Genomic DNA, 22,863 nt, shown 5'->3' with positions numbered 1-22,863 from the left:
TCTGTGCATACAGGTTCGATATGCTCACCTCATTTAGTTGATGCATCAATTGTTGATATATCAAGTATTATAGTTGTTCTGCACCTGCAATGCAAGTCTACATCTACAGCAAGCCTTGCTGCATGGCAACGGCGTGTAACTACGGGCAGACCCGCATCCCAGGCAAAGCACGACAAATTCTGCGATCCAAGCAATGTACAAGCTCCCTGGTAGCAGATGCTCCTGTTGCGCTTCATCAGAAAACGGCAGTCCGATTAGGTGGCTCACCCACCTGTCGGACTGCCGCATAGCGATTAACTCGAGAATTCAATGACATATGGCACCATCGCCTCGGCACGGAAGGCAAACAGGGAATTATTCACTCCCATCCTTTCAAACTCCACCTCTCTTCCCTCACCGCTAATCCGAATCGGAGACCTTCCTGCTGCACATCTGACCTTCTGCGCCCTGATCGAACGAATCCACGCCTGCTCCAGCCTGCCGCCGCTCCAGCTTAGCCCTACCTCATAGCCTCCCCTCGCTCGCAGACCGCTGACCTCGCCATCCATCCACTTGTCCGGCAAGGCCGGGAGCAGATCAAGGAAGCCCTGATGCGATTGCAGCAGCATCTCGGCAATGCCGGCTGTAGCGGCAAAATTACCGTCAATCTGGAACGGTGGATGCGCATCGAACAGATTCGCATACACACCGCCTCCATTCCTGCCGAGCGCTCCTTCACTCGGAACGAGCGTCAGCAGATTGCCAATCAGCCGCTCCGCCCGACTGCCATCCTTGAATCTGGCCCACAGCCCGATCTTCCAGCCCAGGCTCCAGCCAGTGCCGCCGTCTCCTCTGCGATCCAAAGACACCTGTCCTGCCTGGAACAGCTCAGGATTGGAGGCTTCCGAGATGAGCCGCCCCGGATAGATGCCTACCAGATGCGAGACATGGCGATGATGAATGTCCTCATCCTCAAAATCCTTGTACCACTCCTGCAATTGCCCATGCTTCCCGATCTGCAGCGGCAGCAGCCTGCGCTTCGCAGCGGCCAGCTCCGCACAGAACACTTCATCCACCTCAAGCTTCTCCGCCGCTGCCATGCAGTTATCGAACAGCTCTGCGATGAGGCTCAGATCCATCGTCGCAGCCGCACTGACCGCATAGCATGCCTCCCCTATTCTGAACCTCTGCTCCGGGGAGGTCGAAGGGCCCGTAATCAGATAACCCTCGGCATCCTCATACAGCCAGTCGAGGCAGAACAATGCTGCTTCCTTCATCACCGGGTAGGCACGCTCTCTCAGATACACCTCATCCCCGCCAAAGGCATAATGCTCCCACAGATGCTGGGTCAGCCATACGCCACCCATCGGCCATAACGCCCATACCGGATCGCCATCTCCGTAATCGCCTACCGGAGCGGTCTGCGCCCACAGATCCGAATTATGATGCGTCACCCAGCCTCTGGCCCCATAATTGACGCGCGCCGTCTCTCTTCCGTTCTCGGCAAGCCGCTCGATAAAGGACAGGAGCGGCTCATGGAGCTCCGCCATATTGCAGGTCTCCGCGGCCCAATAATTCATCTCCGCATTGATATTCAAGGTGTAGTTGCTGCTCCATGGCGCCCGCGTCTCCTCATTCCAGATGCCCTGCAGGTTGGCAGGCTGCGTGCCGGGGCGGGAGCTGGCAATCATCAGATAGCGCCCATAATGGAACAATAGCTCGACCAGTCCCGGATCATCGGCTCCATATCGGGCAATCCGCTGGTCGGTTGCCATGTCCGCTGGCGCCTTGCTCTCCCCGAGCCGCAGCGATACGCGATGGTACAATTGGCCGTGATCCTCAATATGCGCTTGACGCACATCGGCATACTCCTTGTCCAGGGCGAGCTTCAGCGTAGCTGCTGTCATCACTTCCGGCCTGCGGATGTCGCTGGTGGCACCCAATGCAGGATCAAAGCTGGTCGCTGCACTAAAATACAGCACGGCGCTCGTCGCTCCCTCAACCTGAATGCCATCATGGGTAGCGCTCATTACGCCGCCCTCAAGCACTGCCGCCAGCCGACCATGGAACTGAAGTGCGGATGATGTCCCAGGGTCGCCGTATTGAATCGGATTCGATACATTGCAATAGCTTGGCCACACCTGTTCCGGGGCAATACCTGCAATGGTATGCTGCCCTCCCGAGACGCCGCTGGCACTGCGCAGCACACTCGTCAGCCGGGCTCGGAAGCTCAGCATCCCCGGCTCGCTGCATTCCAGACGGATGACGACGACCTGGTCAGGATGGGAAGCAAATATCTCACGCTTGTACTCGGCGCCTCCTACAGTATAAGCTACACGCGCGATCCCCTCAGCCAGCTCAAGCGAGCGGCTGTAGCTCCCGAACCTATTGCCATGCTCCATCGTCAACAGCAGATCAGCACACGGCAGATAGGATTGCGTGTAGGGTCCCATCATCTGCTTGCCCAATTGATCGGCTGTCGCATAGTCCTCACGCGCAATACTGTCCCGAATCGCCTGCAACGTTTCCTTCGCTTGCGGATGATTGCCATCCTTTGCAGCGCCTGACCATAAGGTGTCCTCATTCAACTGGATGCGCTCCTGCTCCACACCGCCAAAAATCATCGCCCCCAGATTGCCATTGCCGACGGGAAGCGCTTCCGTCCAATAGCTCGCCGGCTTATTAAATTGTATCTTCATCGTGCAGCCCTCCTGTAGTGGATCAAGCTCGATTAGCAAAGACGTCATCGCCTTGAGTTCATCTCGACATTATATCTGTTCGTCATATTGCCTGACCTATCCTGTTTTTGCAAATGCTCCAAGGTACAATATAATTATAATCAGGCCAGAGCATCGTCGGTTACTATAGAAGGCGACATCCGGCAACGAAACATGTCAGAATAATGCAAATGGAGAATCAGCCGCTATGCAGCTTCCGCTCATTCACATTGAAGATATAGACATCAAGCTAGCCATCGGACAGTGCATGCTTAATGTGCTGTTTGTCCGATCCGGCTACTTCAAGGGCTCAGTCCCCAGGCATAGCCACAGTCTGGGCAGCTACGAGATTCATTATATTCCCTGCGGACAAGGCACGCTCATTACATCAGACAGGCAATATCAGGTGCGGCCTGGCACGCTGTATGTCACTGGCCCCGATGTCGCTCATGAGCAAATCCCTCATCCCCTGGACCCTATGGCGGAATATTGCATCTTCTTCGAGCTGCTTCCGCGCGAAGCTTCGACAACAGCTAACCAGGCCGTCGCCCGCCAAGATGCGCTGCTGTCAGAGCTGCTGCTGAGCACGCCGTTCTGGATCGGACAGGATACGGAGCAACTGATGGGGCTCTTCGCTCTGCTTGCAGAGGAGGTGGCTGCCGCCAGGCTCGGCTATCACACCAATGTTACACGGCTGCTGGAGATTATCATTACCCGCGTCCTACGCCAGTACCCGTCCAGCCAGCCGACACTGCCGCCAGCTCCGCTCAAGACGCTCGATGACAAGCGTCTGCTAACGATTGAGCGCTGCTTCCTCCACCAGTACGCGACAATTACGCTGAAGCTGCTGGCCGAACAGCTCGGATTAAGCATTCGGCAGACAGAGCGAGCCGTCTACAAGCAATATGGTCTCACCTTCACCGACAAAAAGCTACAGGCGCGCATGGGGGCTGCCGCTCGCTTGCTGACCTCCACCGACCTGTCCGTCACCCAGGTTGCCGCCCAGGTGGGGTTTGCAACATTAGCGCAGTTCAGCCGCACCTTCAAAACGTTCTACGGCTTATCTGCGACACAGTACCGGGCAGGCCAGCAGATAAGCGCCGAGCACTACGATTAAGCTGGCACGGAAGCATAACCAAAAAAAGATGGAACGAAGCAGGCCGCCTGCCGTTCCATCTCTGTACATTACAGCTTCATATTGCTGCTATGGCCCGGAGACAGCTTCGCTGCCGGGTCCACATACACCTTCGCATTATTAATCGCGGTCGGCGCCTCTCCGAAGCCGACCGCAATCAGCTTCACCTTCCCCGGATAGGTCGTGATGTCGCCGGCAGCGAAGATGCCAGGAATGCTCGTCTCCATACGGGTATCGACCACGATCGCCCCTTGCTGAACCTCCAATCCCCACTTCGCAATCGGGCCGAGCGAGGACAGGAACCCAAAGCTGACGATCAATGCATCGCAGGGCAACTGCGATGTACCCCCTGTCATCACATCCGTAATCTCGATCTGCTCGATGCTCCCTTCCCCATCCAGTCTCGTAATTTCAGCAGGGGTGATCACTCGAACCTGTGAGGCTCGCAGCTTCTCTACACTGTGCTCATGCGCCCGGAACTTGTCGCGACGATGAACCAGCGTCACCTCCTTGGCGATCGGCTCCAGCATCAGCGCCCAGTCAACAGCCGAGTCGCCGCCGCCATTGATAATAACCCGTTGACCTTCGAATTGCTGCAGATCGGTGACAAAGTAATGCAGATTCGTCTGTTCATAGCACTCCGCTCGCTCCAGATTCAGACGGCGCGGCTCGAATGCCCCAACCCCTGCCGTTATAATGACCGCCTTGCTATAATGAACCGCCTTATCCGTCACAATCTCAAACTCCCGCTCCGCTCGCTTCACTACCCGCTGCACCTTTTCCCCCAGACGAATGTCTACAGGAAATAACGACATCTGCTCCAGCAGGCTCTGCGTAAGCTCGGCTGCGGTCACCTTGGGAAAGCCAGCCACATCATAAATATATTTCTCCGGGTAAAGCGCCATCAGTTGGCCGCCCAGTTGAGGCATGCTATCGATAATTTTCACACTTGCCTGACGCATCCCCGCGTAGAAGGCTGCGAACATTCCGGCGGGTCCACCGCCAATAATCGCTATATCTGTCCAATCCTTGCCTGGATCAACCGTCAATATGCTCTCCTCCTATCTTTATATACATAGTAAATTATAATGTATATAAAGTAGAAAAGCCATCTTTTGCTGCGCGGCAAGACTTAATCCGCTTCCTGCCGCTTATACAGCCGAATTTGTTCCTTCCTCAAGCTCAGTCTTGCGTATGAATCGACTGCCGATATTGTCCGGGCGTCTGCTCCTCCTGCTTTTTGAAGATGCGAATAAAGGTTTGCACATTGCCGTAGCCCACCTTCTCCGCAATGCCCGCCAGCGGCATATCCGGTTGCTGCGCCAGCCATTGCTTCGCATGGTGAACCCGGCAGCGATTGATGGCCTCCAGCACTCCCAGCCCCTTTTGGCGCTTGTAGACCTTCGACAGATAAGAGACCGAGAACTGATACAGATCCGCGAGCTGCTGAACACTCAGACTGGGGTCCATATAGTGCGCCTCGATATACCGATCGATATACTCCAGCTTCTTGCCCGTCGATTCGTCCTTCTCTTCATAATGCAGGATCATCTCCTCGATAATCGCCATGATCTCCTGCTCCAGCCCGCGAATCGTCGATGCATTCAGCAGCCGTCCAATCGGATTCATGTCTGTGTAGAACTGCTCCTCCGCCGGGGTTTTCCGCATCTCGATCGCATTCAGCACCAGATTCATCAGGCCGAACATCCGGCATTTGAGCAGTTGAATCGACACGCCATCCGTGTAGCCATAGTAGCCGGTAATCATCTCCAGCTTCGCCTTGGCCTTATCATAGTTATGCTCCAGCATGTAGGACATGAAGTCCTGCTCCGCGCGGATAATATCGCTCCGATTCCATTGTGGATGAGGCTGTGTGAAGCTGCTGTCATAGCGTATGACTCCTGTCTTGCCCGTCATGTTGGCATAATTGCAGGTCTGCTGCGCCTGCGCATAGGCGGCGGGTATACGGGACGCATCATGGCATCCGCTGCTCAAGGACAGTTGCAGATCAGCGTCAAAGTAGTGAATGATGCAATCCCGAGCCTGCTCCAGCCTCCTCGCGATGTCCACATCCACCCCCTCTTCCTCCGCCTGATCCGACCAGATCACCCCGGTAAGCTCGGCGTCTCTCCAAAAGAAGCAGTTATACGCTTCGCCCAGCATCTCCTTGGCCATATTATTGAGACAGATGAGCAAGATATGCTCACGCTCGCGAATAGGCAGCTCCTGCAATTTGCGGCCGCTCGACACCACATGCACGATCACCACCACCCCATGTCGGTACGGCATGCCGAAGCTGTCGGCGAACAGTGGGGAGAACTCCTCCGGCTTGAGCTGCTCCCGCAGCAGCCGGGAGAACTGCTTGGCGCGGATCGTCTCCTTCTCCTCTCGCAGCAGCGTCGTCAGCCGCGTATTATCCTCCACCATGCTGGAGATTTCCTGCTGCAGGCTTAGGAAGATGTCCTCATTCGACTCCGGCGGGGAGCCTGGCCTGCCTGAGCCCGTCTGGAACTTCTTCCTGAGCGTTAACACCGGACGATACCGACGGCTCGTCTCGATGTAGCCGACCGCGGCGGCCAGTATGATTCCGATACCCAGATAGCCATAGAGCATCGGCCGGAGCGCATAGATTTCCTTAAAATATTGATCCACCGGAACAACGGAGATATATTCCCAGTCCGCATGAGTCAGCCTCTGGCTCGTCACAACCTTGTGCCCAACGAAATTTTCTCCCTGATTCATCGTTCCATAGGCGAACGGAAGATGTCCTGCCTCCCCTGTCGTCGCGATCAGCTCCCCGTCCGCGTCAACAAGATAGCCGAAGCTGGCACTTGGATCGCCCGCCTCCTGGTCCCCGATTATGAGACGCTCCAGCTCCTTGCGATCCAGCGCAACAATCGCCAGAGCGTATACCTCATGCGCGCCGCGACGCTTGAGCGGACTGAAGTAATAGACCGTATCGCCCGCCTTCATGAAGGCATTCGTCAGACGCCCCTGGGCGAATTCGCGCCACGCCTCCCGGCTCATGCCGAACCGCTGCTCCGTGAATGTCCCCTGCTTATCCTGAATCAAGCTGTAGGAGCTGATATAACAGGCGCAGCCGCTGTAATAGACATAGACATCCTTAATGTTGCCATATAAGTAAAGTCCCTTCAGCTCCTCCGCCGCCTTGTGAAGCGCATAATAATCACTGCCGACAAGCGGCGGTTCTATGAATGCGGCAGATACGAGCCTCTCATTGAAGGTGAGCGCCGAGACGCTCTGCTCGATATCCTGCAGCTTGCTGTCGATCAGCGTCCTGGCCTGCTCGGCCGACTGCCGCTGCGCCATAACGACTGCTCGTTCTGTGGCGTATAGCCCCACCATATACAGCAACAGGCCGAGCAACAGAAACAACAGTATGACGCACATCGAGCCGATGAACCATCTGCGGAACGTTCGCTCGCCGAACAACAGATTTTTTCGCCACAACAACCGCTCTCCGCCCCCTTTGCTACCCTCTATCGGATGAGCGACTATTCCTCCTCCTCCACCCTCTTACTACCGCGTATCCTATGACCACAACTGCCACGGGCAAGGCATAGATTTGGAACATCAGCGAATATCCGCTCTCCTCGATCATCCCGCCCGCCAGCGCCGGCGAGACGGCCTGCCCCAGATCGGCGCCGATGAAGAAGGTGCTGGTCGCTGCGCCACGCCGCTGCGGTGTAACCGCTTGCACAACAGCAGCCTGCAGCGCTGGCTGAACAGCTCCGACCCCTAGCGCCTTGAGTACAGCCGCCGCGGCAAACAGCCCGAGGGCCGCCCCCTCTTGCGCCTGGCTCAGCAGGATGAACGCAAGGGCTATCCCCATCATACCGGGATAGAAGACAAATGAAAACCCCCGCCGATCTGCCAATCTTCCACAGATCAGGCGAGCGGTGAACAGTGCCAGTGCGCTGAGGGTGAAGTACCACCCCACTTGAACGATGCCCAGCGCTTCGCCATACATCGCGATGTAGCTGACTTCGATCCCGTTAGCCGAGGAGATGGCCAGAGCGATCACGGCATAGAGCAGCGCTTCCCGCGCGAGGAAGTCGCTCGCCCTCAGACGGAGCCCGGCCCGCACCGCCTGCTCCCTCTCCTCTCTACGCTCCTTGATCAGCGGCAGCAGCCCGAGCGAGGCGACGATGCAGAGCGCGGCAGCCATATACATCCGGCTGCTGCCCGCAACCTCTGCCAGCGCCAAGCCGATGCCGGGGCCAGCCGCCATCGCCAGCGTCTGCGCCAGGCCGAAGTAGCCCATCCCTTCTCCCATTCGACCTTCCGGGATGTAAGCGGCGACCAATGCCATCGTCACCGTCGTCATCATGCCGAAGGACAGCCCATGGACAACCCGCAGCGCCATATAGACTGCCTCCTGCCCGGCTAACCCGTATCCTGCCACACAGATGCCATTGAGCAGCAGGCAGAGCAGCAGCAGCCTGCGCTTGGCGAAGCGGTCGCACACCCAGCCGCTGAAGGGGCGAATCAGCATCGCAGCCAGCGGCATCGCCCCTATAATGGCTCCGGCGGCGGTCAATGTCATGCCAATCCCGACCAGATGGAGCGAGAGCGTCGTAGAGACCATATAGAAGCTGACATTGACGATGGCATTCAGCAGAAACAGGGCCGTGTACATCGGGTTCCATATATGCCTCGGCTTCATCTCCATCGTAGCCCAGCCTTGCGCATCACCGACTACGCCCCGTCAATTGCGCGCACCAGGCCATCACCTCGGGGATCATCATCCCCCAGAATGCCCAGTCATGCTTGCCCGGACGCGCATGCCATTGTCCGCTCATACCGAGCTTGCCTGTCATATGGAGATAGGTCTGCTGCGCACTCCCGAATGCCAGATCCTCCGTGCCGCAGCACACATACAGCTCCGGCAGCTCCGCTCCGCTCTGGGCGGCCATGTCCCCCAGATGGACAATATCATGCTCCGTACCGACCAGACGGCTCATGTCCGTCGTACCGAACAGCTTCTGATTTATATCTGCGAAGGCGCTGCCAGGCGCAGGATCGCCCAGATCGATGAAATTGCCCGCCGACAGCACCGCAATACCAGCATAACGATCCGGCCGCATCAACCCCAGCTTATAGGCGCCATGTCCGCCCATCGACAGACCGCCAACCACATGATCGGCTCTGTCGCGGCTCAGCGGCATCATCGTACACAGCTTGTCGTACAGCTCATCAGCGACATAATCAAAATACCGTCCCAGCGGCCCGTTGGAATAGAAGCTGTTATCGCCAGAAGGCATCACAACAGCCACCCCATGCTGCTCGGCATACAGCTCCACAGCCGTATTGCGCCACCAGCCGCTATCATTGTCACAGGCTCCATGCAGCAGCCACAGCACAGGATAGCTCTCCTGCTGGCGGCTCTCCGGCAGGATCACCGCAATCTCCGTATGCCGCGTCAGCATCGCGGAATAGAACTCCATCTGTATAAAGGCCATTACGACTCCTCCTTCTCCGGTCGTGTCAGCGAATCCAGGAAGACCTGAATCCACTTGTCCCAGAACTCCCATGTATGACCAGCCTGCTCGGTGTAGAACGCATAGCGATACGGATTGTTCTCCAGCCCCAGGAAGTGGCTGCGCAGCGCCAATCCCACCTCAAACCCATGATCATCCGTACCGACGGCATGGAAGATGCGCGGCAGCCGCTTGCCTTCCTCCAGATTGCGGATCGATTGCTGCAGCACATCATATTCAGTTCCCGCCAGCTCATCCGGGTCATCCACACCAAGATGAATCTGCGGCAGACTAGGCGCACCGTCGCCGCCCGGCGGTGGCGGGTAGCCCTTGATCGTGCGCAGATGCTCAAGCGGAATGACCGAGCTGGTCGACAGGACGCAGGCCGCCGCATACTTCTCCGGGTACCTGATTGCGAGCTGCATCGCACCGCCGCCGCCCATCGACAGACCGCCGATATATGTCTGCTCCCGCTCGCCGGTCAACTGCGGGAAGAAGCGGCGCATGATGCTCGGCAGCTCCTCCACCATAAAGTCGCCATACGCCGGGCCTAGCGCCATATTCAGCCAGCGGCTCGGGCCCGCAGACGGCATGACCACCGCGATGCGATGAGCCTGGGCATACCGTTCGATGGAGCTGTTGCTCAGCCAGGCTGTGCTGTTGCCGCTGCCCCCGTGCAGCAGATAGAGAACGGGAATGGATTCGTCCTTGCAGCCATCCGGCAGGATGACCCTTATTTTGGTCTGCGAGCATAACGTCTTGGAGAACGTATGCAGTTGAAGCAACGCCATCGCTAATCCTCCCTTATCCTTTGATGGCGCCAATCATGACGCCCTTCGCAAAATATTTTTGAATAAATGGATAAATTGCCAATACAGGCAGTGTGCTTACAATAACTGTACAATACTTGATCAATGATTTGTACATCGTAATGGAGGCATTGGCCCCGCCAGAGGTCATATTGGTGCTGCCATCAATCAATATTTCCCGTAAAATAATCTGCAACGGGTACTTGGCCCGATCCGCGATATAGAGCGAGGCAGGGAACCAGGAGTTCCAGTGCATCACGGCAATAAATAACACAATAACTGCAATCGATGCCTTGGACAGCGGCAATATAATCTTGAGAAAAATATACAGGTCGCTCGCACCGTCGAGCTTGGCGGATTCCTCCAGCGACACGGGCACCCCTTGGAACGAAGTGCGCAAAATGATCAGATGGAACACGTTGACCATCGTGGGCAGGATGAGCGCCCAGGCGCTGTTATACAGCCCCAGCTTCTGAATGAGAATATAGTTGGGGATCATGCCCCCATTAAACAGCATCGTGAACGTAATGAGCAGCATCAGCGTATTGGCAGGACGGAAATAGCTACGCGACAGTGTGAATGCGCCCAGCGCAGTCATCGTAATACCCAGCAGCGTTCCGCCGGTCACGTAGAGCAGCGTGTTCAGATAGCTTTTCCAGATCGATGCATTGGCGAAGACGATGCTATAGCCCTTGAAGGTGATCTCTCCTGCCGGGAACAGCAATAAGGATTTGTTCGCATTAAGCGCTCCAGGCGATGACAGCGACGCCGACAGCGTGTGCCACATAGGCGCCAGACACAGGAGAGCAATCAGGGCAAGCAGCGCGTAGTCCATTGCCAGAAACAGCCGGCGACCTATACTTTTATCCATGAATTCTCGCTCCTCCTTCCTAGAACAGCCGGGTTTCCGAATATTTGCGGCTGATGTAGTTCGCCGTAATAATCAGCAGCATGCCGATCACCGAATTAAACAGCCCGACCGCTGTACTGTACCCGTAGTCATGATTCAGAATGCCCTGACGATAAATGTAAGTCGAGATCACATCTGCCGTCTCATAGATTGCGCTATTATACAGCAGCAGCACCTTCTCAAAGTTGACCGTCAGCAGATGACCCATATTGAGAATCAGCATAATAATGATCGTGGAGGATATGCCCGGAATCGTCACATGCAGGCATTGCTTCCAGTAGCCTGCGCCGTCAATGCGTGCCGCCTCATATTGATCCGTATCGACACGCGACAACGCCGCCAGGTAGATTATGCTGTTATAGCCGACCATCTGCCATATATTCGTAGAGACGAAGAGAGGGCGGAACATCTCGGGCATGCCGAGTAGATTGCCGCTCTTGCCCAGCAGCGGAGCAATCGCTGTCGTCAGCGGGCCGCTGGAGCCGGTGAAGTCAATGATCAGCCCGCATATGATGGCTGTGGACAGAAAGTAGGGCAGATAGCTGACCGTCTGTACGGTGCGCTTGAACAGCCGCCCCTTGATCTCATTTAGCAGCAGGGCCAGAATAATCGGAGCCGGGAAGCCGAACAGCAGGTCGAGCAGGCTGAGCGCCAGCGTATTCTTGGTAACCCGGATAAAGTTCGAGCTGGTGAAGAACTCCACGAAGTTGGTCAGCCCTACCCACTCGCTGCCCAAAAACCCTTTGCGCGGAGAGAAATCCTGGAATGCCATGACCAGACCGGCCATAGGCAGATAGCTGAAGACGATGAAATAGAGGATGACCGGCAAGGTCAGCCAATAGATCATTTTGTGCCGTTTGTAATTGGCAACCAGTTCCTTCATGGCGGGATCGCTCCTTCTTGGGATGTGGCGGGCTACAGATGCCTAAGGGCTATCCGCAGCCCTGCATATTATCGGGCGTTGTAGCGATCCAGTGCCGTCTGATAGACAGCCATCGCCTCAGCGATTCGCTTGTCCTTGATATGCTGGACAAAGGCATCATAGTTGTCGAACGATTCGATGCCCAATATATATTTGACCTGCATCTCCTCCACATAATCGATGATGTCGGTCATAATCGAGTTGTAGACCTTGCTCTCCTCATCGGTCATCGTCAGCTTGGAGCTGATCGTATAGGCATGGTCATTCTGCTCATCATACATCTGGCCCTGCTTCAGCAGCAGCTCATCGTTAATGTCGCGGTCATTGACCGTAATGACCGGATAGTCGGCAATCGTCGTCATCATGTCCACGATCGCGAAGCCGTCCTTGTTGGCGAAGACGTTGTCGTTAAAATGAATGTTGCCCGCAGCATCTTGCTCATAATAGGACGGATCTGGTCCAAAATTGCCCGCTTGAATGACATCCTCGGAATAATACAAGTCCGCCCATTGCAGCGCCAGATCGAGCTTCTTCGTCTTGGCGCTGATCTGCATGCCTGCCGAGACCGTCGTTGTCGGCGAGCCGCCAATATGGATTTTGTCTCCCTTGTTGACAACCGGATGCGGCACAGCGACGAATTCAAGACCCGCGTCAGGGTTCAATTGCTTGACGACCTTGGCGACGGACAGCGGCGCAACCATCGAACCGCTCTGTACATCGCCATAAGCAGCAAACTCTGCGCTTAACGAGTTGAGCGACAGGAAATCACTGTCGATCAGCCCTTCGGCATACCATTTGTTCATCATCATCAGATAGCTCTTGAAGCCGTCCTCCAGTGGCGCGTATCTTACCTTGCCATCCACCTGATAGAATGGAACGGTGCCTCCCCCGTAATTCATGTAGCCGAAGCCCAGCCCGCCTGTGAACACATTGAGCTTCGGAAATCCGGTGCTGTTCAGCAGGAATGGCTTCTCCACCCCGGCATTCTTGAAGGCTGTCAACACATCATGCCATTCATCGTAGGTTTGGGGCACCTCCTTATTCACCTTATCCAGCAAGTCCTTGCGCATCAATATACCGTACCAGGTGGTTGCCAGCTCGTCATTCGCGGAATAGCGGTAGAAGGCGGCCAGCTCTTTATTGTCGGAATAGCTCTCGATGCGCCGCAGCTCGCTCTTCTCAAGCTGCTTCTTGAAGTTCGGCAGACGGTCGAGATAATCGGCGACGTTGATGACGACGCCATCCTTCAATAGACCATATGCGCCTGTCGGATAGACGCCTCCTGCATCAAAGAACAAGTCTGGATATTCCCCGGAGCTGACGATCATCGCCAGATTATCAGCTTCTGTGCCGCTGACCGGAGTGATCCATTCGATCTTGACGCCAGTCTGCTCCTCCATCCATTTATTGAACAGCGTATCATTCCACTTCTCGATGATCGTACCGATCGAGGTATGCGTTGGACGCCATACCTTTAATGTCGCAGTCTCCCCTTCCGGCACCAGTCGCCGCAGCTTGGCTGGATCACCGTTGCTGACCGTTGGCGTTGTACTTGACCCATTCGATGGAGCAGGCTGATCGCCCGAGCCTGTACTGCAGCCCGTCGCCAGCACAGCAGTGATTAGCATGCTCATCAATATCGGCTTGCCTCTAGTTAACCATGATGTACGCAACATTCATCTGTCCCCCTCTTGTTTGTTCCCTTCGGATGTGCACAGCGCGGTCTTGCGAATCCGCTTTTGTAACCGCTTGCTTGTAGTGTACGTTCGCCCCGCCTCCAAGTAAATGAGCAGCTTTTGCGAGCCGATTCACAATTTTTGCACTGCAACAGAAAAAGCGCCAACCGTGCGGCTTCAGCGCTTTTTCCTGTAAAGAATAGTTAGTATTTGCCTATCGCATTCACAATTTTTGTCCCCTACACACGATGCTCGCGCCCTAGTCTAATGCCACCCACTGCTCAAGCAATGCATCGAGCCGTGCCTGCTGCTCCTCACGTTCACGCCACCTCGCCTCAAGCTCAGACGCATCTGTGCTCTGGTCAAGTCGATTCAGCTCCTCATCCGCCTCAGCGAGCTGCGTCTCCAGCCTGGCAATGTCCGCCTCCAGCCGCTCGCGCCTTTGCTGACTGTCTCGTCTGCTCGGAGCAGGCATGCCCAATTGCGGGCGCTTGATGGTGGAGGAGGCTGGGCCGCCGGCGGAGCGCTGCTCCGAAGGGCGACGCGCGCTCTCCGCCTGCACGTTATGCTGAGCTTCCCGCTCGATCCGTTCCGCACGCTTGACCCTGAAGTCATCATAATTGCCAAGATAAGCTGTAATCTTGCCATCTTCCAGCTCCCACACCCGCTGCGCGAGCCGATTGATGAAATAGCGGTCATGCGAAATCGCCAGGATGGTACCGGGGAATTGCTCCAATGCTTCCTCCAGCGCCTCACGCGATTCCAGATCGAGATGATTCGTAGGCTCGTCAAGCAGCAGCACATTGGGCTTGCTTAGTACAAGCAGCGCAAGCCTTATTCGTGTCCATTCTCCGCCCGAAATCATATGCAGCGGCTTGAATACATCTGCGCCGTAGAATAAATATTTCGCCAATAGATGACGAGCGACCCCCTCCTCCAGCCTCGCTTCTGTACGGAAATAGTCCAGCACCGACAGCTTCCCTTGCTCCACCGGCTCCTGCTGAGCGAGATAGCCAACCTCCGTGCGGGCACCCAGCTCGAGCTCTCCGGCACCCGGCTCCGTCTGACCGAGCAGCAGCTTGAATAACGTCGTCTTGCCCGAACCGTTATCGCCTACCAGCACCACCTTCTGACCATAGAACAGCTCTCCGTCTGCCCCCTGCAGCACATGACGCTCCCCATACTGCTTCGTCAGTCCATGAAAGGCCATCACCTTGCGACCTGAGCGCTCCACCTGCGATAGCGCAAATTCGGCTGTTTTCCGCTCCAGCACCGGACGCTTCACCAGCTCCATACGATCCAGCGCTTTGCGAATAGAGGCTGCCCGCTTGAAAAACTTCTCATTGCCGCCGATCCGCCCCCATTCCTCCAATTGACGAATCGTTTCCTGCATTTTTTTCCGCACCTTCTGTTGCTCCTGATATTGGGCAAACTGCTGCAGCAGCCGCTCCTCCTTCTCCTTGGCATAGCCGCTGTAATTGGTGAAGTATAGCTGAGCCTCCCCGTCCTCCAGCTCAATGATTCTCGAAACGGCAGCATCCAGAAAATAGCGGTCATGCGAGACGATGATACATGCACAGCCACAGGTGCGAATATACTGCTCCAGCCACTCGACTCCCCGCAAATCCAGATGATTCGTCGGTTCATCCAGCAGCAGCACATCCGGCTGCACCACAAGCTGGGAGGCCAGCAGAATACGGGTCTTCTCCCCGCCGGACAAGCTGCCGAAGCTGCGCCCGTCATCGCTGCGGTCTATACGCAGACCAGCAGCGACCTGATCGATGACCGTATCCATATCATAGCCGCCGCCATGCTCGAATTGCTCCTGCAGGAGAGCGTATCTGTTGAGCAGCCGCTCCATCCCATCAAGCCGGGAGGCCGTTTCCGGCTCCGACATTTGCCGCTCCAGCGCAGCCATTTCCTGTTGGATCTGAATCAGCTCACGATAGCCATAGGACAAGACGCCATAGACTGTCATCTGTTCAAAATGGGCTGGAACCTGCGGTAGATATCCAATGCGCAGCTCCTTGCGCAACGTCAGCAGGCCAGCGTCGGGCTGGTCAATACCGGAGATTAACCGAAGCAGGGTGGACTTGCCGCTGCCGTTGCGGCCGATCAGTCCAACCTTCTCCCCGGCCTGTAATTGGAAGGTCACATCCTCTAATACAAGATGGGCCGCATGATACTTCTTAATATGTTGTACATGAATAATCGTCATAATAGGAGCCTCCTGGTTAGTGGAGAGACCCTGCCGGCAAGCACACAAGCGTAAACGGCTGTCGCCGTCCTTGACGGGCTAAGCTTCGTTTCGCGTAGATATAGAAGCTCATATAAGGCGATCAGCACTTATAAATGCTTATATATTCAAAAAGAGCCGCGGCAATAAGCGCGCGGCCCTCATGGATAATCAAACAATCCGTTGTGGTCAAGGCAGGCGTCTTCTCGCGAATGGTTCAAACGTATGTTGAAAAATGGACAGACTGATCCCGTTCGCAGAAGATGTGTGGATAATGCCAGACAGGGTAAGACCCAACTGGCTAATACGGTTGTTGACCATCGCGTGATTCACCTACCTTCACCTCCTTGGTACATAGAATATTTCCATCATAGCATAATTCAAGCCATCTCCACAAGAATACGCTCAACCGATCGCTTGTGCTGACAAGTCATTGTCTTCGCCGCTCTTGCGGGACATGCCGCGCTGGGCGGTGACCAGCCTATAATAGATGCCTTGCCGCTCCATCAATTCGTTATGCGTCCCTACCTCGGCAATCCGTCCCTGCTCCAGCACGACGAGCCGATCCGCGTTGCGCAGGGTCGAGAGCCGATGGGCAATCGCGATCGTGGTTCGACTGCGCGTCACCCGCTGCAGCGCCTCCTGGATCGAGGATTCGGTCTCAATATCCAGTGATGCTGTGGCTTCGTCGAGAATGAGGATGCGCGGATTACTCAGCACTGCCCTTGCGATCGCAAGCCGCTGACGTTCTCCTCCCGACAGATTGTTCCCGTTCTCCTCGAGCCGCGTATCATACCCGTCAGGAAGCTGCACAATGAAATCATGCGCGTTAGCGATCCTCGCTGCCTGAATAATCTCCTCCGGCTGTGCATCTGGCCTCGCATAGCCGATGTTGTCCGCGATCGTCCCGCTGAACAGGAACGTCTCCTGCAGCACCACCCCGATCTGCGACCTCAGATCCTCCTGCCGGATGGAGCGAATATCGATGCCATCGATCCGTATCGCTCCTTCATTCACATCATAGAATCGGGATATCAGGTTGATCATCGTCGATTTTCCCGAACCGGAGTGCCCCACCAGTCCGATCATCTCTCCCGGCTTCACCTCCAGATGGATATCCTTCAGAACAGGCTCATAGGATTTGTAGCCGAAGTAGACGCCAGAGAAGACCACCGAGCCGCGCAGACGATGCTGCACCGCCTCCTTCGCCTCGACCACCTCCGGCTGCTCATCGATGACCGAGAACACCCGATGGATGGAGATTGCGGCATTGGCTACCCAGCGCGGCATGAACATCAGCCAGGAGATCGGCCCGAAGATCATCGCAGCATACGCACTGAACTGGATCAGCTCGCCCACATTCATCTCACGCCTCATAATCATGTAGCAGCCGATCATGAGCACGAAGAACTGCCCAAGCTGGATGAGATAGTTCGTTATAGGGGACAGGATGCTGAACAGCTTCTCGGTACGAATCGTTGCCGCGGCGAACTGGCTGTTGTAGTCCCGGAACTTCATCACCTCCCGCTCCTCCTTGCCGAACGACTTCACCACCCGGATGCCGCTCAGCACATCATGAAGGAAGGAATTGGCGGTGTCGGAGATGCGCCATTGCCTGTGAAACAGTCTGTGTAACACATGTCTCCAGATATAATATTGTAAGCAAGCAACGAAGGGAGCTGGCAGCAATACAACGGTCGCAAGCCGCCAATCCGCGGCAAAGAGCAGCGTAGCAGAGGCAACCAGAATGATGAGCTGATAGATTGCCGTCGTACATAGCTCCTGAATGAGATGACGGATTCGGTCGGTATCCGCCGTAATCCGGTTCATGATGTCTCCGGCGCGCTGGGAAGACAGATAGCCGAGCGACAGGCGTTGAAGTCTCTCGAATACGATCTGCCGCAGGTCTGCTGCGATGCCTGAGCTGACTCTGGCCATCAACCGGCTTCTGACGATACCGAGCAGTTCGCCGAAGACGAGCGTGAGCAGCATGCCAACAATCGCCAGAACGAACAGGCGGATACTGGCTTCCTGTCCTGCCGGGGGCTGCAGCGCAGCATCAACGATGAGCCGTTGGAAGTAAGGCCCGGCCATCGCCAGCGCCGAAGCGGCGATCAGGACGCATAGGCCAAGCGCCAACTGCCGCCAATGCCCCTTCGAGACCGCCAGCAGTCGCTTGAATGCCGCTGCCTTGTTCATGCATTGTGGGCAGATGCGCGTGCCTGGAACCAATGTTCCTCCGCATGAAGCGCACATCGTTTCTTCCTCGTCATTATAGATGCGAACAGGGCGCCGGGCCGCTATATCGTTCAGAATCTGGGCGATATAACCATATCTGGCCGCATGCCGCATCGTAGCCCTGACGATGATGCGCCTGGCACCGTCCTCCTCCGCCTCCAGCACTGCATTGCCGATAAGCGACACCAGCTTGTAGTGGGCAGCCGCCCCAATCTCGCCCCCCTCTTGCGCCACGCCGTTCTCTACATACGCCCATCGACTGCCGCCTATCACCAGATAGCCCGGAGTCCTTCGCCCCTCCAGCGACAAGTCCGCCGGGACACAGTAGGCTATCTCTCCGCCCACTGCTCGCTCGGCCGCTGCCCTGTCCTGCTCCGGGAGTCTGTAATTCAGATTCATTCTCGCCCTCCTTGATGAGATATGAAGATGCGTATTGCCGCTGGCACATGGATCACCTCATCATCAGAGCTGCATCTCGACCAGCCGATACTCCTTGCTGCTGAGCCGATCAAGCTCTGGAATAATGAAGCGATTGCCGTCCACATCGGTAATCAGGAGACGATTCGCGGCAGCGAATTTGACATGGTCACCGCCCGCACGCACGGTGAAGCGGCAGCGCCCGGCCGTCGACTCCACCTCCCAGTAGGCATAGCCGAACTCCTCCTTCACACGGATCACCCTCGTAATCTCCGGTGCAAAATAACGGATCTTCAACTGTCGTTCCAGTAGCGCGGCCGTCTCCGGGGAGAAATCGTCAAGCCCGCGGATCATACCCAGTTCCTTATTATCCGCGGTGCGAATCGACAGGAAGGCATAACGATTCGTATGGGGAAAGGAGCTGTGCACATAGACAGGCGAATGCTCCTTGCTGTCGATCCGAACTGACAGCATACCGCCCTTCGTCTCGAGGAACGCTGCATTGTCCTCTGTCAGATAGAGGATAGCCGCAGCATCCGCCAGCTCCGCTCCTTCAGGTGTATTCACAGTCATGCTACAATCTCCTCCTTCATCTTGAGCGCTTCATCATGCTTGCGGACAAGCTCCCGATACTTCCCGTCCTGTGCCATTAACTCGTCATGCGTTCCGGCTTCCACGACCGTCCCTTGATCCATGACGACCAGATAATCGGCATTGCGCAGCGTGGAGAGACGATGAGCGATAGCGATGGTCGTCCGTCCCTTAATGAGCGCATCCAGCGCTTGCTGAATATGCAGCTCCGTCTCGGTATCGAGCGAGGCCGTCGCTTCGTCCAGAATGAGCACCTTCGGATTGTGGAGCACTGCCCGGGCAATGGACAGCCGCTGCTTCTCTCCGCCCGAGAGACTATAGCCGCCAGAGCCGATCTTTGTATCGTAGCCGTCAGGCAGCTTCTCGATGAAGTCATGCGCCTTGGCGATGCGGGCCGCACGGATTAATTCCTCCATGGAGCATTCCGGGTTGGCATAGGCGATATTCTCGGCGATACTGCCCGAGAACACATAGACATCCTGAGATACGATGCCGATATGGCGGCGCAGTGTAGCGGTAGTCAGATCCTTGACATCGATGCCATCGATCCGCACCGAACCCTCGGTCACATCGTACAGCCGGGACACCAGATTCACCAGTGTCGACTTCCCTGCTCCCGAGTGACCGACGACGCCGATCATTTGACCTGCCTGCACCTTCATGGATACTTGCTTCAGGATCAGCTTGTTCGGCTCATAGCCGAAGGAGACACGCTCCACCTCAATATCGCCTCTCATCTGTGGCAGGTCTACAGCTCCGGGGCGCTCTACTATATCAGGCACGGCATCCTGAATCTCGAAGATGCGCTGTGCCGCGGCCATGCATCCCGACCACCAGTCGACAATATTGTTCATGAATTGAATCGGCCCGTAAAGCATTGCCATGTAGCCCACGAAGGTCAGCACCGCGCCGAATGCCATCTGCCCCTGCATGACCAGCCAGCCGCCGAACGCCCAGATCAGGATACCTCCCATTTGCGTCAGCAGATTAAGGATCGGAAATATCGTTCCGCTCCAGGTGTTGTAGCGTTGCTCCGCGCCTGAGAAGGCGCCGTTGGCTCGCCCGAAGCGTCCAATCTCCATCCCCTCCTTGCCGAAGGCCTTCACAATCCGCGAGCCGCTCACCGAGTCACTGATAATCGAGTTCAGCGCGCTCCTTCTGCGGTGCCGCCGCCAGGATAGCCTCCATAGAGTAGGGAATACCCGATGCATGAGCCAGAGAACGAGCGGCATCGGCAGCAGACAGATCAGGGTCAGCCGCCAATCCATCCACAGCAGCACAGCGAGAATACCGATAATATTCATCGCATTGACGATAAAATAAGTTAGTCCATCCACGAAAAAATATTGCAGCTCCTGTGCATCGTTATTTACCCGAGTCATCAGATGCCCCGTCTGCCTGCGCATAAAATAGTGCAACGATAAGCGCTGCATTGCGGCAAACACAGCCGACTTCAGGTCGAAGACGACCTTGGCCGCCAGCCTTGCGGTCAACACGCCATACAAGACCCCGAATACCATCGACAACGTGCGGAAGACAATAATGATCAGAATGACTGTCCCAATCTGTCCGGCGAATGTGCCCGCTCCGGCCAGTGCCTGGTCAAACAGCACCGTGCCTTGAAAATAGGGAACGACCAGAGCCGTCGTTGCATTCAGCAGCATGAAGACCACGATGAGCAGGAGCGAGACTCTGTACACACCCGCCAGCGACAACAGCCTTATGAAGATCGCATGCTTCTTCATGCACTTGGGACAGATCCTCCGCCCCTCCTCCGGGTAGATCATGCCGCATTTCGGACATGCTGCTCCCCCCTCCTCTTGCCAAGGCTCCAGCTCGATCGTCTGATGGCTCTTCAGCTTCTCTAATGCCTGTATAAATGCGGACGCCCGTTTCATCTCGCCATTGGTGAACGCTCCAATTACTGTCTCTTCCTGCTGCATCTTGAGCACTAGCATGCCAGATGCCACCAATTGCACTATGGAAGCGGATTCAATCTGTTCCACGACCAGCTCTTCCACCGTCCAAGTAACAGAAGGATCAGACGCTATCTCCGCGGCTTGCTTGCGCGTGGCGACATAACCCTTGAACGTCTTCTCTGACCGTGTAGGATCGCCAGCCACGATGTATAGACTCTCGCGGGTCAAGACCAGATAACGGTCAGCGAATCCGCCATCCAACCGTCGATCGCAGAGCATCCAGCTTACAACAGCATGCGCAGCAACCCCCCGTTTCTCCAGGATGAACGCGGGTTCATTTGGTAGTATAGGGATTCCCTCCTCACTAGATACGTATAAATTTCCTTAGATGGAATATTACCCACATACAGGACTTAACCTCCAGTATATCATTTTCCTAGGAATAGAATAACCCGTCAAATTAATGAATTTCTGATGCCACTACTGGGCGTACAACAAGAAAGTCCTGCTATAGTAAAAAAAATTCCATCCCGTCATGAACCGGGATGGAATAATCTACAATAATAACCTATCCGCATGCCATTTGGCTTCTACCAACAGCTTGTTGCAGGCCGCCTTCAGGGCCTGCAACTGTTCATACTGCCTCCGGCTCGGGCACGCTCTTGCGGGACAGGCCACGCTAAGCGTTAACCAGCCCTAGATATTGCCTTGCCTCTCCATCACTCGCTATGTTTCAAATAGATGGAGCATAGTCCAGCATGCGTAGAATAAAGGTCACCGCTTCCGCTCGCGTCGCTGTTCCATCAGGAACGAACCGGTTGCCGCCTCTACCCTTGGCCAGTCCATGTTCCGCAGCGGCTGCGACCGCCGCATGAGCCCAGCTTGGAATCTGCTCTGCGTCGGCAAAGCTTGACGACTGAGCTTCGTTGCCACTGTCTGGGAGACCTAGCGCACGCATCACCATAACGGTCATCTCCGCGCGTGAGATGACTTGCTCCGGCCGGAACGTATGATCCGCGAAGCCTGTGATGATCCCCGCCGTGACGGCTCGCTCTACATGAGGGCGCGCATAGCTCGGGATGCTCTCTTTATCGGCAAACTCGATTGTCGTTCCCTCTGCCGCAGTCAGCGCAAGCGCCCGGGATAGCATCGTTGTGAATTGGGCTCGCGTCACCTGCTCCTCAGGCTTGAAGCGTCCATCCGGGTAGCCGTTAATCCAGCCCATGCCTGCCGCTCTCAGCATATCCTTCTCCGCCCAATGCCCCTGTATATCACTGAACGTGACCGATGGAGCACGCTCAGGCACAATGGTCACCTTCGCCGATAGCTTCGGCTCCGCGGTCGTGCTCGCGACTTGGCTGTTCACCAGCTTCACGCCTGCCAATTGGACTGCCGCCTCTCCTTCCTTAATCGCTTCGAAGGTCAGCTTCGCGAAGCTTACCTGTCCATTCTCACCTGCTACATTGCCAATCTTCGTATGCGCCACGGTCACCTGGCCTCCCTCCACGATCGGCGGCACCGTGTATCCCTTCCAGGAGGTGGAGGACTCGCTGAAGCGCAAGCTCCCTGCGTCATACGACAGCCGAAGCTCGAACCCATACACATCCTGCAGATGGCTTCCCGTTATACTTACTTCAATCTTGTCGCCTACCTTCACCTCAGCAGCAGAGCTTGTCATTGCAAATGCCGGCTGCTCGCTGGCAGACGCCTGCTGTGGAAAGCTCGCAAGCAGCAGCATGACGGACAGCAGCAAGGGTATCCATTTGGTTGTCAACTTATATCGTCTCCTTTGCAGCATCCAAACGCCAGGGGC

15 protein-coding genes are annotated in these 22,863 nt (G+C 56.0%); 1 reads left to right on the top strand and 14 read right to left on the bottom strand.

Features of this window, described 5'->3' with window-relative positions:
- Window positions 1-293: 293 nt before the first annotated feature.
- The gene (locus tag ACY1JZ_RS07840; protein ID WP_462628760.1) at window positions 294-2,678 is read right to left on the bottom strand and encodes a glycoside hydrolase family 95 protein; all 2,385 of its coding nucleotides are present in this window, start codon (window positions 2,676-2,678) and stop codon (window positions 294-296) included.
- A gap of 226 nt (window positions 2,679-2,904) precedes the next feature.
- On the opposite strand from ACY1JZ_RS07840, the gene ACY1JZ_RS07835 reads away from it, so the two are divergent.
- Window positions 2,905-3,813, top strand: coding sequence for an AraC family transcriptional regulator (locus ACY1JZ_RS07835; protein WP_462628759.1), 909 nt, complete (start codon window positions 2,905-2,907; stop codon window positions 3,811-3,813).
- Window positions 3,814-3,881: 68 nt separating this feature from the next.
- Here ACY1JZ_RS07835 and ACY1JZ_RS07830 read toward each other — a convergent pair whose 3' ends face one another.
- The 13 genes from ACY1JZ_RS07830 to ACY1JZ_RS07770 form a co-directional block, all read right to left on the bottom strand.
- Window positions 3,882-4,883, bottom strand: a complete 1,002-nt coding sequence (locus ACY1JZ_RS07830) for an NAD(P)/FAD-dependent oxidoreductase (RefSeq protein WP_462629054.1) — start codon at window positions 4,881-4,883, stop codon at window positions 3,882-3,884.
- Between the two features lie 130 nt (window positions 4,884-5,013).
- The gene (locus ACY1JZ_RS07825) at window positions 5,014-7,305 is read right to left on the bottom strand and encodes a helix-turn-helix transcriptional regulator (protein WP_462628758.1); all 2,292 of its coding nucleotides are present in this window, start codon (window positions 7,303-7,305) and stop codon (window positions 5,014-5,016) included.
- Window positions 7,306-7,324: 19 nt separating this feature from the next.
- Window positions 7,325-8,524: an MFS transporter gene (locus ACY1JZ_RS07820; RefSeq protein WP_462628757.1), complete on the bottom strand. Its 1,200-nt coding sequence runs from the start codon at window positions 8,522-8,524 to the stop codon at window positions 7,325-7,327.
- Window positions 8,525-8,543: 19 nt separating this feature from the next.
- Window positions 8,544-9,314 carry an alpha/beta hydrolase gene (locus ACY1JZ_RS07815; RefSeq protein WP_462628756.1) on the bottom strand — a complete coding sequence of 257 codons (771 nt, stop codon included), beginning with the start codon at window positions 9,312-9,314 and terminating at the stop codon, window positions 8,544-8,546.
- A complete protein-coding gene (locus ACY1JZ_RS07810) occupies window positions 9,314-10,123 on the bottom strand; it encodes an alpha/beta hydrolase (RefSeq protein WP_462628755.1) in 810 nt (269 codons plus the stop codon). The genes ACY1JZ_RS07815 and ACY1JZ_RS07810 overlap by 1 nt, the downstream gene beginning before the upstream one ends.
- Before the next feature lie 13 nt (window positions 10,124-10,136).
- Complete coding sequence (locus tag ACY1JZ_RS07805; RefSeq protein WP_270165518.1) at window positions 10,137-11,012, bottom strand: carbohydrate ABC transporter permease; 876 nt, start codon at window positions 11,010-11,012, stop codon at window positions 10,137-10,139.
- Window positions 11,013-11,031: 19 nt separating this feature from the next.
- The gene (locus ACY1JZ_RS07800) at window positions 11,032-11,934 is read right to left on the bottom strand and encodes an ABC transporter permease (protein ID WP_462628754.1); all 903 of its coding nucleotides are present in this window, start codon (window positions 11,932-11,934) and stop codon (window positions 11,032-11,034) included.
- Window positions 11,935-12,002: 68 nt separating this feature from the next.
- The gene (locus ACY1JZ_RS07795) at window positions 12,003-13,649 is read right to left on the bottom strand and encodes an extracellular solute-binding protein (RefSeq protein WP_462628753.1); all 1,647 of its coding nucleotides are present in this window, start codon (window positions 13,647-13,649) and stop codon (window positions 12,003-12,005) included.
- Window positions 13,650-13,908: 259 nt separating this feature from the next.
- Window positions 13,909-15,867: a ribosomal protection-like ABC-F family protein gene (gene abc-f, locus ACY1JZ_RS07790; RefSeq protein WP_462628752.1), complete on the bottom strand. Its 1,959-nt coding sequence runs from the start codon at window positions 15,865-15,867 to the stop codon at window positions 13,909-13,911.
- A 423-nt stretch (window positions 15,868-16,290) separates the two neighbouring features.
- Window positions 16,291-18,522 carry an ABC transporter ATP-binding protein gene (locus tag ACY1JZ_RS07785; protein WP_462628751.1) on the bottom strand — a complete coding sequence of 744 codons (2,232 nt, stop codon included), beginning with the start codon at window positions 18,520-18,522 and terminating at the stop codon, window positions 16,291-16,293.
- A gap of 63 nt (window positions 18,523-18,585) precedes the next feature.
- Window positions 18,586-19,113: a DUF1854 domain-containing protein gene (locus ACY1JZ_RS07780; RefSeq protein WP_462628750.1), complete on the bottom strand. Its 528-nt coding sequence runs from the start codon at window positions 19,111-19,113 to the stop codon at window positions 18,586-18,588.
- On the bottom strand, window positions 19,110-21,329 hold the full coding sequence (locus ACY1JZ_RS07775) for an ABC transporter ATP-binding protein (protein ID WP_462628749.1): 2,220 nt from the start codon (window positions 21,327-21,329) through the stop codon (window positions 19,110-19,112). The genes ACY1JZ_RS07780 and ACY1JZ_RS07775 overlap by 4 nt, the downstream gene beginning before the upstream one ends.
- A 454-nt stretch (window positions 21,330-21,783) precedes the next feature.
- Window positions 21,784-22,824 (bottom strand): S-layer homology domain-containing protein, encoded by a 1,041-nt coding sequence (locus ACY1JZ_RS07770; RefSeq protein WP_462628748.1) that lies wholly within the window; start codon window positions 22,822-22,824, stop codon window positions 21,784-21,786.
- Between the last annotated feature and the right edge of the window lie 39 nt (window positions 22,825-22,863).

Source organism: Paenibacillus sp. J5, assembly GCF_054955055.1.
Note: the sequence above shows the minus strand (reverse complement) of the source record. Positions and strands in the feature narration are given on the sequence as shown.